Here is a 13,239-nt window from a genome sequence, read left to right on the forward strand (position 1 = left end):
CAACTGCCTAGTCTCACAACAACTCAGGGGCACCCGGCCATGTGGCCGGGTGCCCCTGAATTGTTTGATGAAGATCGGGTCGAAGTTGTCTCTGAGGAAACACGCTCCGGAGCGGGCTGTCGCATCGACACCGGGAAAATCGGATTATTGCCCCAAATTCGCCCCCCGGATGAGGGACAAACTCACGGCGTTTTCCCGGGCGCGGCGGGCCGGTTTTGGCCCGTTTATGGCTAGTTGGTGACGGCCGGGATGCCCGCGCGGACGGCGTCGATCTGTCCGACGGTGGTGGCCAGGGCAATGTCGAAGACGTCGATGGTTGCCGCGCGGTCGCCGCTAATCAGGTAGCCGAACTGCGTGCCAAAGAGACAGTTGGTGATGTGCAGGGCGAGGCGGGCCACCTCGGTCTCGGGCACGTCCTGGCGACGCAGCCAGGCCGCGAAGAGTTCGTTCCACACCGCATAGGAATCGGTGATGCGGGTGCCGATGTCCGGATCGATGCTCTCGAGGGATCCGGCCTCGAACTGCAGGCGAATCCCGGGGAGGTGGCGCGGCTCGAGGGAGGTGATAAACGCCTCGCGCATCCAGGCCAGCATCTCCTCGCGGTTCAGGGACTCCACGTCCACGCCCTCGAGTGCTTCGCGGCGCATGCGCACGCTCTCATCGAGGATGGCGTCAATCAGATCCCGGCGTGAACCAAAGTGGTACACCAGGACATACGTGCTTACCCCCAGTGCGCCAGCGAGGCTGCGAAAGGTGACACGAGACAGCGACGAGGTCGCAACGTGCTCCAGAATCTGACTGAGCAGTTCCGGGCGACGATTGGGATTTGCTGGACGGCCCACGCGGTCCCCTTCCTAGATAACAATCGGAAGAATAACACCTAGTGTGCGACACATCAGCGTTCGTTCTCCTGAACTCACAGCCGGTTTTCAGAACAAGTGTTCTTACAATGAGGCGCCGCGGAATCAGCCGCGACCGAGAACGCACCGCAGCGGACTCGGAATGTTGTTTGGGGGAAAACATGGCTAGGACCGGAAATCCGGAAAGAAAAACAGAATTATTGGATCAGATCCTCGAGTTCCTCGTGGATGTGCCGCTCGCGCAGGCCTCATTCCGTGCGCTCGCGGATGCACTCGGGGTGAGCACCTTCGCGCTGGTGTACCACTTCGGAAATCGTGAGCAGCTCGACCAGGAGATTCTGGGCGTGGTGCGTGACCGCCAGGTACTGATGCTGGGGGGCATCAAACCCGGCAATCTCAGCGCCGAGGATCTCGTGGAAGCCGGGGTGCTCGCCTGGCAGGAGTCCCTGTCGCGTCGGGGCCTACTCGCCGGAAGGCTCTCGTTTGAGGCGGGGGTGACCGAACGCCTGCGCTATCCCGCGGGTGATGGCATTCTTGCCGCCGCGCACAGTGACTGGGTGCGAGCACTCTTTGACTGGGCGATCGAGCACGGTGCCACCGAGGAGTCCGCGGAGTCCGAGGCCGAGTTGCTGGTCGCGGTGCTCTCCGGGCTGCGCTACCGACTCCACCTCTACGGGCCCGATGCGGTTCCGATCACCCGGGTGGAGACCGCGTTTCGACGGTTTGTGGAGCTCGTGACCCATCCCGAACCGGCGATCGCGCACTAGGGTCGTTCCCCTCTATAGGGAGGGTTGTCCTCTATCTATAGGCGAACGATCCGCTCGCGCTCATCTCGGATCGTGGGAACCCACGGTGTTCCTGCGATCCGAGATGGTTTGCCGGGAGTGTCGTTATGAGATAAGCTTGACCCTTGGCCGGACGGACTCCCCCGTCTGGATCGTACGAAAACCTCGCTCTCTCGGGTGCGAGTCACTTCGTGCCGACAAGAGATCTTGGGCGAAACCATCGGTTTCGCGGTATTCAAGGAGAATCACAATGGCATCAGTGTGCCAGGTGACCGGCGCCGTTCCCGGCTTCGGACACAACATTTCACACTCGCACCGTCGCACCAAGCGTCGGTTTGACCCCAACGTTCAGAAGAAGACGTACTACGTACCCTCGCTTCGCCGTAACGTTACCCTGACCCTGAGCGCCAAGGGCATCAAGGTTATCGACGCTCGTGGCATCGAGTCCGTCGTCAAGGACATCCTGGCTCGTGGAGGCAAGATTTAATCATGGCTAAGCACCAGGACGTACGTCCCATCATCAAGCTCCGTTCCACCGCGGGCACCGGTTACACCTACGTAACCCGCAAGAACCGCCGGAACAACCCCGACCGTATCGTGCTGAAGAAGTACGACCCCGTAGTGCGTAAGCACGTTGAATTCCGAGAGGAGCGCTAAACATGGCTAAGAAGAGCATGATCGCCAAGAACGAACAGCGCAAGGTCATCGTCGAGCGCTACGCCGAGAAGCGTCTCGAGCTGAAGAAGGCTCTGGTTAACCCCGAGTCGACCCCCGCCGAGCGCGAAGCCGCTCGTCTGGGCCTGCAGAAGCTGCCCCGCAACGCTTCGCCGGTGCGCGTGCGCAACCGCGACGCCGTTGACGGACGCCCCCGGGGTATCCTCACCAAGTTCGGTGTCTCCCGTGTGCGCTTCCGCGACATGGCTCACCGCGGTGAGCTGCCGGGTATCACCAAGTCGAGCTGGTAGGTCTTCCTCCCACTCACCACACGGTGAAACACTTGCTCTCAGGGCGTCCGCTTCGGCGGGCGCCCTGAGGCGTTTAACCCCACAAAACCGGCCGCAGACTGTGAACAAAATCAAAGAATCCGGCGACACGCGGACAATTTCGGCCGGAACCGCGGAAATATCCGCGAAAACATGCGGATTTCTGGTACATTCAAGGCGGTCCTCGTGGACCAACTACGAACTCAGGCGAGCTCGTGGAACGTACCAGTTACAGACTGCAAGAAAGTCCGAGGAGGACACTCATGGCTGATAAGACTCTTAACAAGACCGAGCTCGTTGCGAAGATCGCTTCCGAGTCCGGCCAGAGCCAGGCTGCTGTCGGCGGCGTGCTCGATGCCCTGTTCAACGTTCTGGCCGAGTCGGTTGCAAACGACGTTAAGGTCACCATCCCGGGTTGGCTCGCTGTAGAGCGCACCGCACGTGCAGCTCGCACCGGCCGCAACCCGCAGACCGGTGCCGAGATCCAGATTCCGGCCGGTCACTCGGTCAAGGTTTCGGCTGGTTCGAAGCTGAAGGCTGCCGCCAAGTAGTCTCAGCCAAACGGCTTCAAAAGGGACGGTTCTTCGGAATCGTCCCTTTTGCGTTGCTCGGGTTCGGCTGGTTCGAAGACGGTGTTGGTGGGCTAGCCGCTACGCTGTCTTGACCGCTATGGCTTCAAGAGGGACAGACCCGCAAGGGCCTGTCCCTTTTGCGTTGCCGGCCGCCCGCCCGCCGCGTGAGTTTTAAGGGGGCGTGTACTCGCGTAGGCTGGGACGGTGTCACGAGTAACCCGAATAGTCGCCCCCTCAGTACTTTTGCTGATCGCCCTGATCGCCCTGTTTGGCGCGCTCGCGATCGGTGGGGGTGCCCAGGCGCAGCAGCTCAGCGACCCCGGTGCGACCGTGCGCTACGGCCTGCCGATCGCCAAGATGATCGTGAACATCACCGCCGCCGGCATGATCGGTGCGCTCACCCTGGTGCTTTTTGCCCTGACCCCGCAGCGCCGCGAGTACGGCGCGGCCCTCGACGTGGCCTCGGCCAGCGCGGCCCTGTTCACCGTCGCCTCGGGGGCCACCGGTGTGCTCACCTTCCTCAACGTCACCGGTACCAAGTTTGAACTCACCCAGGAATTCGGATCCAAGATCGGTGTCTTCTTCACCGATGTGGATGCCGGCCGTGCCTGGCTGATCACCACGCTGATCGCCGCCGCCGTGACCGTGCTGTGCTTCTCGGTCCGCGGGCAAACCCTCGTGTTCTTTGTCGGGGTCCTGGCCGCGTTCTCCCTGCTCCCGATGGCGCAGCAGGGCCACGCCGCCGGAACCTCCGGCCACGGCCAGGCGGTCACGGCCCTCGGCCTGCACCTCCTGTTTGCCGGCATCTGGTTGGGTGGGCTGCTCACCCTGGTGTTCATCCGGTCGCATCTGGAACGTGGGCGGCTCCCCGTGGTCCTCGCCCGGTACTCCACCCTGGCGCTGGTGTGCTTCGTGGTGGTCGCCATTTCCGGCTATGCCAGCGCGGCCCTGCGGGTCGGGTCCCTCGAGCAGCTTCTCACGCCCTACGGCCTTCTGGTGGTCCTCAAGGGACTCTCGCTGGTGGTCCTGGGCCTGTTCGGGGCAACGTATCGCCTGCGGATGATCGACCGGCTGGAAAAGCGCGGCAAGAACTCGACGTTCTGGTGGATCGTGGTGGCCGAACTGGCGTTCATGGGCATCGCGTCTGGTGTCGCCGCGGCCCTCGGCCGCACCGCCACCCCGGTCCTGGAGGACACCTCCCCGACCCGCACCCCGGCCGAGCTGCTCACCGGCGATAAGCTCCCGCCCGAGCTGACCCCCTGGCGCCTGTTCACGCTGTGGGAGATCGACCTGATCTGGCTGCTGGTGGGCGCGTTTGGCATCTTCTTCTACCTCGCCGGAATGTATCGCCTGCACAAGCGCGGCGATAAGTGGCCCTGGCTGCGCGCGGTGTCCTGGATTGCCGGGTTGCTGCTGCTGATGTGGATCACCAGCGGCGGCATCAACGTCTACCAGCGCTTCCTCTTCTCAACCCACATGATGGGCCATATGGCGCTCACCATGGCCGTCCCGGTACTCCTGGTGCCCGGGGCACCGGTGACTTTGGCGATGCGCGCCATTCGTAAGCGGCAGGACGGTTCTCGCGGTGCCCGCGAGTGGATCCTCACCGCCGTACACTCGCGCTTTGCCACGATCATCACCAACCCGGTGGTGACCGCCGTGCTCTTCGCCGGATCGCTCTGGGTGTTCTACTACACCGAGATCTTCCGCTGGTCGATGGTGGATCACATCGGGCACGAGTGGATGATCATCCACTTCGTCATCACCGGGTACCTGTTTGTGCAGTCACTGATCGGGATCGACCCGGTTCCGCACCGCCTGGCCTACCCGATGCGCCTGATCCTGCTGATCGCCACCATGGCGTTCCACGCGTTCTTCGGGCTGGCGATCATGTCCAATACCGGACTGTTTGTGGCCGACTGGTTTGGGGCCACCGGGCGCACCTGGGGCGATCCGCCGATGGATGATCAGCGGGTCGGTGGCGGCATCACCTGGAGTATCGGCGAGATTCCCACGGTGGCCCTGGCAATCGCCGTGGCCATCCAGTGGAGCCGCAACGATGTGAAGGAGCAGCGGCGCTCAGACCGCCGGGCCGACCGCTCCGGGGACGCCGAGCTCAAGGCCTACAACGCGCGCCTGGCCAAGATGGCCGAACGCGAGGACGCCGGGAAATAGCCCCCAGCGCAGAACGCCCGGCCCCACTGGGGGCCGGGCGTTTTGGCGTTAGACGGTCGGGGGTGTGTCCGGATGGTGTGCCTCGGCCGCACGCTCCAGCCAGGGGGCGATGTCCACCGGGATCGAGTACAGCGCGGGGCGCGGCTCCGGGCGGGCCTGCGGGTCCGTGTCGGCGACGGGGCGGGTCAGACGTTCGTTCATGATGCCTCCGATGTGATCTGTGTGGATGGTTAGGGGGTGGGCTCGGCGGGGGTTTCGTCCGCGGGAGCGTCCGCGGCGGGGGCCGGGGTGTCGGGGGTGATGGCGCAGCCCGGCAGCGGGCGGGCGCGTTCAAACGGGCGCACGGCGGTACCCTGCTGGGCCTCGCCGGGGGTGCCTGCGCTGGGGATCGGGGTCGGAGTCGAGACCGCTCCGGTGTCGGGGTCGATCGTTGTGGTCACCGTGGAGAGCGGGAACGCGTTAAAGATCGGTCCCTGTTCGGTGTCGGTGCGCGCCTTCAGATAGGTCTGCGTGCCCTGCGCACTATCGCGGGTGAGGAGGCCGTTCTCATCGGCATCCTCGAGGACAAGCGGCTTCCCATTCGCGTCGAAGAGCTGGACCCGCTCGATCGCGGCACCCGAGCAGTCGAACGCGAAGATGTTCTGCACGTTCTCACCGTTCATCCGCAGCCCCTCGGGGACCGGCGCCTCATAGCTGTCGCCGGATGAGGATGCGGACGAGTACGGGTCATAGGAGAGCCGGTTGAGAGCGGTGGGGATCGTGATCAGAAGGACCAGGATCGCCACGACACTCACCGCGGCCTTGAGGATGCGGAGGAAACGCGAGCCCAGCCAGACGCCTCGGCCCCACTGCACGCTGAGGACAACGGCGGCGGCGAGGGCGATCCAGCCCAGAACATCCGCCGGAAGAAGCCAATTCAGGTGTACCCCAACGGCCCCAGGCACAGGAACAGCGCGAATCCGCGAGCGAACCACCACACCGGCCGCAGCGCCACCAGAAAGCGTGTGATCGGGGCGATTCCGCGACGCTGGGAGAACGCGAGTGCCTGCGCCCGGCGCTCGGCCCACCACTCGCGGGAGGTTTGTGTGGGCGGGACGTGCGGACCCTGAGCCGGGAGTCCGGCGGATTCGCGGAGCTCTCGCGCGTAGGCGGTGGCGTCGCCGAGGTCCCCGGTGTCGGCCAGGCGCTCGGCGAGGTCAGCCTCCAGGCCCTCGGTCAGTTCGGTGACCTCCTCGGGGCCCAGGTCACCCAGATGGGAGCGGACCTCGGCGGCGAAGGCATCAACCCGCGGGTCAATCGAGATACTGGTCATTTGATTCCCCCTGAAGTGGGTGCGGAGTCGGCGGGCGACTCGGGATTGATCAGCGCACCGAGGCGCTGGGCGAAGTGGTTCCATGTTTGACGGTCGGCTTCGAGCGTCGCGCGGCCCTGGTCGTTGATGCCGTAGTACTTGCGGTGCGGTCCCCCCTCGGAGGGCACCACGTAGGTCGAGACCAGACCGGCGGCGTACAGGCGACGCAGGGTTCCGTAGACCGAGGCATCCCCCACGTCTTCGAGCCCGGCGGCGCGCAGACGACGCACGATGTCGTATCCGTATCCATCCTCGTCGCGGATGACCGCGAGCACGGCGATATCTAATACGCCCTTGAGTAGCTGCGTTGTATCCACACAACCTCCTATCAACACACTGCACACTACTACGGAATGCGTAATAGTGAAACCATCGTGTCCAAAATGTCGTGATCGGCGGGGTATCCTGGGATCTGCCGAACTGGAATCGAGGCTCCCGCGTGTCATCATCCTCACCCGCGCTCAGTAGCGAACAGCAGGCGGTGTTTGACCTTATCGAGGGCACCCGCGAGCACCTGTTTGTGACCGGTCGGGCGGGCACCGGAAAGTCCACGCTGCTCAACCACCTCTCGTGGAACACCTCTAAGACCATCGTCATCTGTGCGCCCACCGGGGTCGCCGCGCTCAACGTGGGTGGGCAGACCATCCACTCGCTCTTTCGGCTGCCGATCGGGCTGATCGCCGATCAGGAAATCGAGCAGAACGACCAGACCAAAAAGCTGCTCAACACCATCGATACGCTGGTTATCGACGAGATCTCGATGGTCAATGCGGACCTCATGGACGCGATGGATCGCAGCCTGCGTCAGGCTCGCCAGCGCCGCCACGAGCCCTTCGGCGGTGTCCAGGTTGTCCTCTTCGGTGACCCGTATCAGCTCGCCCCGGTGCCCGGCCACGGCGAGGAGCGCGACTACATCGCCGACACCTACCGCTCATTCTGGTTCTTCGACGCCAAGGTCTGGCAGGAGGCCCCGCTGCGGGTGATCGAGCTCGTGCAGATCCACCGCCAGGCAGACAATGATTTCCGCCGGATGCTCACCGCCGTTCGCCACGGCACCGTGGACGCCGAAATTGGTGGTCGTCTGAACGCCGCGGGGGAGCGTCCGCTGCCCGAGGATGGCGACACGATCATCACCCTGGCCGCGCGCAACGACGCGGTGACCCGGATCAACGCGGCCGCGCTCAAGAAGCTGCCCGGACGCCTGCTCACCGCGCGGGCGGAGGTCACCGGGGAGTTTGGCAAGTCCGCATTCCCCGCCGACGACAAGCTGGAGCTCAAGGTCGGGGCACAGGTCATGTTCCTGCGCAACGACGCCGCCGGTCCCGACGGGCAGCGCTGGGTCAACGGCACCATCGGCACGGTGACCCGGATCGACACCAACGTGTTTGTCGAGGTGGACGGCGAAATCCACGAGGTGGAGCCGGCGATCTGGGAGAAGTATAAGTACTCCTATTCGGCCCTGACCAAGCAGCTCAAGCGCGATATCGTGGCCGAGTTTACCCAGTTCCCGCTGCGGCTGGCCTGGGCCGTGACGATCCACAAGTCCCAGGGGCAGACCTACGATCGCGCGATCGTGGACCTCGGACCGCGCGCGTTCAGTCCCGGACAAACCTATGTGGCACTCAGCCGGTTGACCAGCCTGGACGGGCTCTACCTGGCGCGTCCGCTGCGTCCGAGTGACGTGATCGTGGACCCCGATGTGGTGCGCTTCATGAGCGGCCGCGAATCCGTGGGCCCCGACGCCGAGCCGGCCGCAAACTAGCGCCCGGAGCGGCCGGCGCCCCACGCACAAACGCGGGCCCCTCCGAGGAGGAACCCGCGTTTGAGAAAGCCGTGGTTACGCGGCAGCGGTGGCCTTGGCGGCGCCGAGATCCACAAACAGGTTGGTGTTGTAGGCGTAGGCGCGCACGATCTCCTCGATCACACGCTCACGCTCGGCCTCGTCCCAGTCCAGGGCGTCCAGCAGCTCGCGGTAGGCGTCCTTGAAGACGGCCGGGTCCTCGATCTCGGGGAACGCGTAGAACTCCACGCCAGCCTCATCCAGCTCAAACTGACGCTTCATCAGGCGGGCGATGTACTGGCCGCCAGAGAGGTCGCCGAGGTAGCGGGTGTAGTGGTGGGCGATCAGGCCGCCGGCCCAGGTCGAGCCGATCTCGTTGATCCGAGCCACATAGTTGACGGTGGTGGGCAGCGGGGCAATCTGCTCGCGCCAGTTGTCACCGAGCAGGAAGGCCAGGTCGCGCTCAAGCGCGGGGAGGCGGCGCAGCGACTCGAACACAAACTTGCCGGCAACCTCGTCCTCGGCCTGGGCATCGGCCGCGGCCTCAAGCGCCTCGTAGATGAAGAAGTGCTGGGCGGTGAGGGCCGCGTAGTCCTCGCGGGTGCCGCGTCCACGCATCAGGTCGGCCATGAAATCGGCCCCCTCACTCGAGGAGTGATCCTGGCGGGTGCGCTCGCGAACCTGGGTAGAGAAGGGGGTGACATCGGTCATGAGACGCTCCGGATTTACATGAAGAGTGGGGAAGGGGAGCCGAAGGCGGCTCGTTTACTTAGGTTACCCATACCGGCACTGTGTCGGCAAGATGTCCAGGGTGATTTCTCGGCCGTTTTTCGGCCGGGGTTCGGACTAGGCGTGGGCGCGCGGTTCGAGGCCCAGCTCGGCGCAGGCCAGATCGTAGAGGACCACGATCTCGCGGCGGATCTCCGGACGCTCGGTGATCGAGGTGCTCCACTTCACGGTGAGGTCGCGGGGTGCGCCCTCCACGGTGATGCTCCAGGTGCCGCCGTCGCCATCCAGCGCGGTCATGATCGAACCGGTAGCGCCGCGGTCGCCGAAGGCGCGCGCGATCAGGAGGTTATCGTCATTGTGGTCGTCGTTCATGTGGTGCAGGACGCCCGCGACGATCTCCGGGGCAAAAACAAAGGCGCTCATGGCGGATCCTCCGAAAGAGTAAGGGTTGCCTAAGTAGCCTAATGGATATTCGTGCGACCCGCGTACATCCTTAGAATCCCGGACTGATCCGCATCGGCAGGTGTGGATTCGATCCGGCAAAAACGCCCGGCTGGGTGGCCCGAGCGAGCGCATCGAGGGCGCGCTCGTGGGGCTCCGGGGCTAGCCGGGGGAGCATATCGCGCAACTGGACAATGGTCTCACCGGACAGGCGGGAGCCCGAGATGCACGCGGCCAGCAGGTCCACGGCGACGATCTGGGTGGCGGGATCGCCCGCGCTCAGCAGGTTTGCGAGGGCCAGGGCGTGTTCGGTGTGGTGCAGGAGTGTCCGGCTCGCGGCGGAGTCGACCAGCTCGGCGGCGATCGATGCGCGTCCGGCCAGGGTTTCGGCCAGGGCCGCGGCGACCCGATCGGGTTCCAGCGTGGCCGCGGCCGTCAGCGCCCACACCGTGTGGGAGGCGATCCGCGCGTGTTCGCCCGTGGCCGAGAGGGACCGGGCGATGCTCAGAAGCGTGGTGACGGCCGAATCGGGGATCGGCGCACCCGACACCAGGGCGTCGGGATCCAGGATCCGCAGGAGCGCAAGGCGTGATCCGCGGTTTCGGGCGAGCGTCAGCAGCGCGTCGGCCGCACCCTCGGTGTGCCCGGCGGCCAGGAGCGTGGCCGTGACCGCGGCGGCCGCCACCGGGACGTCCTCGGGAGCGCGGGCAACCGCGTGCCAGAAGGTGTCGGCGAGGTCCCGCTGGTGCGGTGCCCACACTCGGATCAGCGTGAGGGACGCGGGTGCCCAGACGCCCGTGCTTTTCACCACGTCGATTGCCGCGCGCAGCGCCTCTGCTCGGGCAGCGGGCGAGAGGGTGGCGGAGGAAATGGCGGCGAGACGAGCGCCCGCACGCTCGGAATCCTCGGGGGAGTGCGGCCGCGATAGTTCGGCACGAACGAACGCGCGCTCGGTGCGCGCCTCGGGGTGGGCCAGGGCCAGATCGATGGCTCGCCAGCGTAGATCCGGGTGCGGCTGTGGCCCCAGGATGCTCAGGCGGCGGGCCGTGTGATCGGCGGTACCGGCCCGGTCAAGCGCCGCCAGGGCGAATCGGCGGGTGGAGACGCCGGTGGCGGCGGCATCGATGCGGGTGAGGAGTTCGGCGGTATGGGCGGCGGTCAGCGTCCCGGCGCGGCGAATAAGCGCGGAACCGGCCACACGACGGAGGGCGCCGGACGCGGGCGCGGGCGTGCCGGCCCCGTTTGCGTGAGCCGCGTTTGCATCGACCCCGTTTGCATCGGCCCCGTTTGCATTGGCCCCGTTTGCGCCGGACCCGGTCGCCCCGGGATTGGCGGTCTCGGGGTCGGCGGTCTCGACGGCATCACCCGAGAGGAGCGCGCACAGCACATCGTCGGCCCCAGTGTCCTCGGTGCGGGCCCCCAGCAGGGCGACCGCTCGGCCGCGGAGGCGCTCGGCGGCAATCACCTCGTCCTCCTCGCCCGATTCGATGAGTGTTTCGGGGGTCAGCGCGGCCTGGCGCAGGGTTGCCAGTCCGTGCCCCGGAATACGGGACAGTGAGCCCAGAGCCGCCAGGCGCACAAACTCGTTCTCCGCGGCTTCGCGCAGGGTCGCCTCATAGGCCGAGGCCACCAGCGTGCGGGCGGAGGATCCCCAGCGGCCCGAACGCCCGGTGTCGGGTTCGCCGGCCGCGGCACCGGGGATCCGGGCCAGCAGATCGCTTCCGGCGTGGGAGAGGACCGCCCGCACGCCGGCCTCACCGAGGAGCGAGTCTGGGTCTAGGCGTGGATCATCCAGCAGCGCCCGAACCCGGGCCACTCGCGTCCTCCGATCCCGCAACCAGGCCCCGATCAGCGGGGAAAACTCGAAGATAACGTCGGGGTCGGTGGCCCGGATGGCGGCCAGCAGAGCCGCATCGAGGCCCGGATGCGTGGGGGCTTCCCACGCGAGTTGAACGAGCGTTTCGGTGGAGGATACCCGGTGGAGAATCCGGTCCAGGAGGAGACTACAAAGGGGATTGGCGATCCGGTCCAGGGGGAAGACCAGGGGGTTCACCTTGGCGATTGCATCCACCATTCGCCACCCGAGCGAGGATGTATTGTCGGTGCCGGTCAGAATCCTGATTGCGAGCCTGGCCAGGACCGAGAGGGTGCCCGGATCTCGGTCGGGAGCGATCAGGGCCGCGTGAACCAGCGGATACAGGGACTCCTCGGTGATACGCGCAAGCCGTGATGCGGGGGCCGCGCAGAGCGCATCGAGTGCGGCCAGCCGGACGGTGCCGCGCTCGCTGCCGAGCCTGTCGAGTCTGTGCAGCAGCGCAGAGAGGTCGGCCCCGGGGTCCAGGACGGCCGCCCCGAGGAGCTCCCGATAGGCCTGGGCTCGGACCTCGGCGATGGAGCTACGGAGCCGCGCATCGAGACGTTCCTCGGCCGCGGCAAGCGGCAGCCAGGGGATGTCCGACTCGGGGTTGCCGGCCCGGGCCGCGCTTATCCGAGCGGCCGCGGGCAGGAGGTGCTCGCCCGTCCAGCCGCGCGCGGGGAGCGCCACACCGCGTTCGATCAGCGTGCGCAGGATCGCGCGCGCGTCCTCGGGGGCGGCCGAGGTGAGCAGCCGCGTGGCCAGCGCGGTGGGTCGAGGCTCACCCAGCTGGGCGGCAAGGAGATCGTGCAGGGGGTCTGAGGCTCCTGCGATCAGCTCCCGTGCGATGCCCCGCGCGGGAAGCGCCGGACGGTACGGGTGGAGGAGGGCCCGGGCAAGCAGGGGCAGCGTTTGGTTGGGATCGGCGCGCAGCAGCGCGTTCCAGAGCGGGGAGTGGGTCCCGGTCCAGCCCTCCAGGGGAGCATGGCTCGATACCGCCGCCAGGATCGCGGACAGCAGGTCCGGCGTCGACGTGGGGGCGTCCACTCGGTGGGTGATCTCGGCCAGCGCGGCCACCAGTGCCGGGGTGAGTCGATCCCAGGCGGCATCTCGGGCTTCGTGGGGTGTCCAATCCAGGCTCTCCAGCAGGATCGGAACCGAAGCTACCGGATGTGCTCGGGCGATCCGCTCGGGCCGCGCGCTGCCCGGCAGCAGGGTGCCCAGGTGCTGCTCGGCACGGGTGGGGGAGGCCGCCGGAAGCACCATGCGGGCATCTTCGATTCGCTCGGAGTCCAGGGCCGCCTGCAGCAGGGCGTCGGCGAGGTCGGTGCGGTGGAGGGTGCGGACAGCACGCAGGAGGGCGCGGCGTTCTCGTGCACTGGCCCGTGCATAGGCGTCGAGGACGGTCTCGGCGGTCGCGTCGGCGCAGCGCGGCAGCGCGGAGATCGCCCGGATGCGTACGCGTGCATCCGGGAACCCGAGGGCCGCGATCAGCGGCGCGACCGCCCGGGCCTCGCGGGCCAGATCCACCGCGACCTCGCCGCCCCGGAGCCCACGTTCGGTGAGTTCGGCACACAGCGTGCCGAGGGGCACCGCATCCAGCTCGCGTGCCAGGCGCGCGATTTGCCGCCGCGCATCCGCGGGGGAGAGGGGGTCGATCAGGTCCAGCAGCTCGTCTGCGATCATGCGGTCAGCCTAACGGGCGAGG

15 protein-coding genes are annotated in these 13,239 nt (G+C 66.5%); 7 read left to right on the forward strand and 8 right to left on the reverse strand.

Going from position 1 to position 13,239, the window contains the following annotated elements; all coding sequences use genetic code 11:
* Positions 1-230: 230 nt before the first annotated feature.
* Entirely contained in the window at positions 231-842 is a 612-nt protein-coding gene (locus C7C57_RS00125; RefSeq protein WP_030147637.1) for a TetR/AcrR family transcriptional regulator, read from the reverse strand.
* A 218-nt stretch (positions 843-1,060) separates the two neighbouring features.
* On the opposite strand from C7C57_RS00125, the gene C7C57_RS00130 reads away from it, so the two are divergent.
* The 6 genes from C7C57_RS00130 (at position 1,061) to C7C57_RS00155 (ending at position 5,375) form a co-directional block, all read left to right on the forward strand.
* Positions 1,061-1,627, forward strand: a complete 567-nt coding sequence (locus C7C57_RS00130) for a TetR family transcriptional regulator (protein WP_187977130.1) — start codon at positions 1,061-1,063, stop codon at positions 1,625-1,627.
* Between the two features lie 268 nt (positions 1,628-1,895).
* A complete protein-coding gene (rpmB, locus tag C7C57_RS00135; protein WP_030147639.1) occupies positions 1,896-2,132 on the forward strand; it encodes a 50S ribosomal protein L28 in 237 nt (78 codons plus the stop codon).
* A 2-nt stretch (positions 2,133-2,134) separates the two neighbouring features.
* Positions 2,135-2,302: a 50S ribosomal protein L33 gene (gene rpmG / locus C7C57_RS00140; protein ID WP_030147640.1), complete on the forward strand. Its 168-nt coding sequence runs from the start codon at positions 2,135-2,137 to the stop codon at positions 2,300-2,302.
* 2 nt (positions 2,303-2,304) lie between these two features.
* Entirely contained in the window at positions 2,305-2,610 is a 306-nt protein-coding gene (gene rpsN / locus C7C57_RS00145) for a 30S ribosomal protein S14 (protein ID WP_030147641.1), read from the forward strand.
* A gap of 281 nt (positions 2,611-2,891) precedes the next feature.
* A complete protein-coding gene (locus C7C57_RS00150) occupies positions 2,892-3,179 on the forward strand; it encodes an HU family DNA-binding protein (RefSeq protein WP_030147642.1) in 288 nt (95 codons plus the stop codon).
* A gap of 225 nt (positions 3,180-3,404) precedes the next feature.
* Positions 3,405-5,375, forward strand: a complete 1,971-nt coding sequence (locus C7C57_RS00155) for a cytochrome c oxidase assembly protein (protein ID WP_030147643.1) — start codon at positions 3,405-3,407, stop codon at positions 5,373-5,375.
* 48 nt (positions 5,376-5,423) lie between these two features.
* On the opposite strand, the gene C7C57_RS00160 is transcribed toward C7C57_RS00155, so the two are convergent.
* The 4 genes from C7C57_RS00160 to C7C57_RS00175 are packed head-to-tail and all read right to left on the reverse strand — an operon-like array spanning position 5,424 to position 7,043.
* Entirely contained in the window at positions 5,424-5,576 is a 153-nt protein-coding gene (locus C7C57_RS00160) for a hypothetical protein (protein WP_187977131.1), read from the reverse strand.
* Between the two features lie 29 nt (positions 5,577-5,605).
* Complete coding sequence (locus tag C7C57_RS00165) at positions 5,606-6,319, reverse strand: hypothetical protein (protein WP_187977132.1); 714 nt, start codon at positions 6,317-6,319, stop codon at positions 5,606-5,608.
* Positions 6,292-6,687 (reverse strand): hypothetical protein, encoded by a 396-nt coding sequence (locus C7C57_RS00170; RefSeq protein WP_187977133.1) that lies wholly within the window; start codon positions 6,685-6,687, stop codon positions 6,292-6,294. Before C7C57_RS00170 ends, C7C57_RS00165 begins: the two co-directional genes overlap by 28 nt.
* A complete protein-coding gene (locus tag C7C57_RS00175; RefSeq protein ID WP_187977134.1) occupies positions 6,684-7,043 on the reverse strand; it encodes a PadR family transcriptional regulator in 360 nt (119 codons plus the stop codon). The genes C7C57_RS00170 and C7C57_RS00175 overlap by 4 nt, the downstream gene beginning before the upstream one ends.
* Positions 7,044-7,165: 122 nt before the next feature.
* On the opposite strand from C7C57_RS00175, the gene C7C57_RS00180 reads away from it, so the two are divergent.
* Positions 7,166-8,488, forward strand: a complete 1,323-nt coding sequence (locus C7C57_RS00180) for an ATP-dependent RecD-like DNA helicase (RefSeq protein ID WP_255505728.1) — start codon at positions 7,166-7,168, stop codon at positions 8,486-8,488.
* 75 nt (positions 8,489-8,563) lie between these two features.
* On the opposite strand, the gene C7C57_RS00185 is transcribed toward C7C57_RS00180, so the two are convergent.
* The 3 genes from C7C57_RS00185 to C7C57_RS00195 form a co-directional block, all read right to left on the reverse strand.
* Complete coding sequence (locus C7C57_RS00185; protein ID WP_030147647.1) at positions 8,564-9,217, reverse strand: heme oxygenase (biliverdin-producing); 654 nt, start codon at positions 9,215-9,217, stop codon at positions 8,564-8,566.
* A gap of 135 nt (positions 9,218-9,352) precedes the next feature.
* Positions 9,353-9,658 carry a DUF2470 domain-containing protein gene (locus tag C7C57_RS00190; protein ID WP_187977136.1) on the reverse strand — a complete coding sequence of 102 codons (306 nt, stop codon included), beginning with the start codon at positions 9,656-9,658 and terminating at the stop codon, positions 9,353-9,355.
* Positions 9,659-9,728: 70 nt separating this feature from the next.
* The gene (locus C7C57_RS00195; RefSeq protein WP_187977137.1) at positions 9,729-13,217 is read right to left on the reverse strand and encodes a hypothetical protein; all 3,489 of its coding nucleotides are present in this window, start codon (positions 13,215-13,217) and stop codon (positions 9,729-9,731) included.
* Between the last annotated feature and the right edge of the window lie 22 nt (positions 13,218-13,239).

The sequence above is a fragment of the Mycetocola sp. JXN-3 genome, from assembly GCF_014522285.1.
GTDB classification, from domain to species: domain Bacteria; phylum Actinomycetota; class Actinomycetes; order Actinomycetales; family Microbacteriaceae; genus Mycetocola; species Mycetocola saprophilus.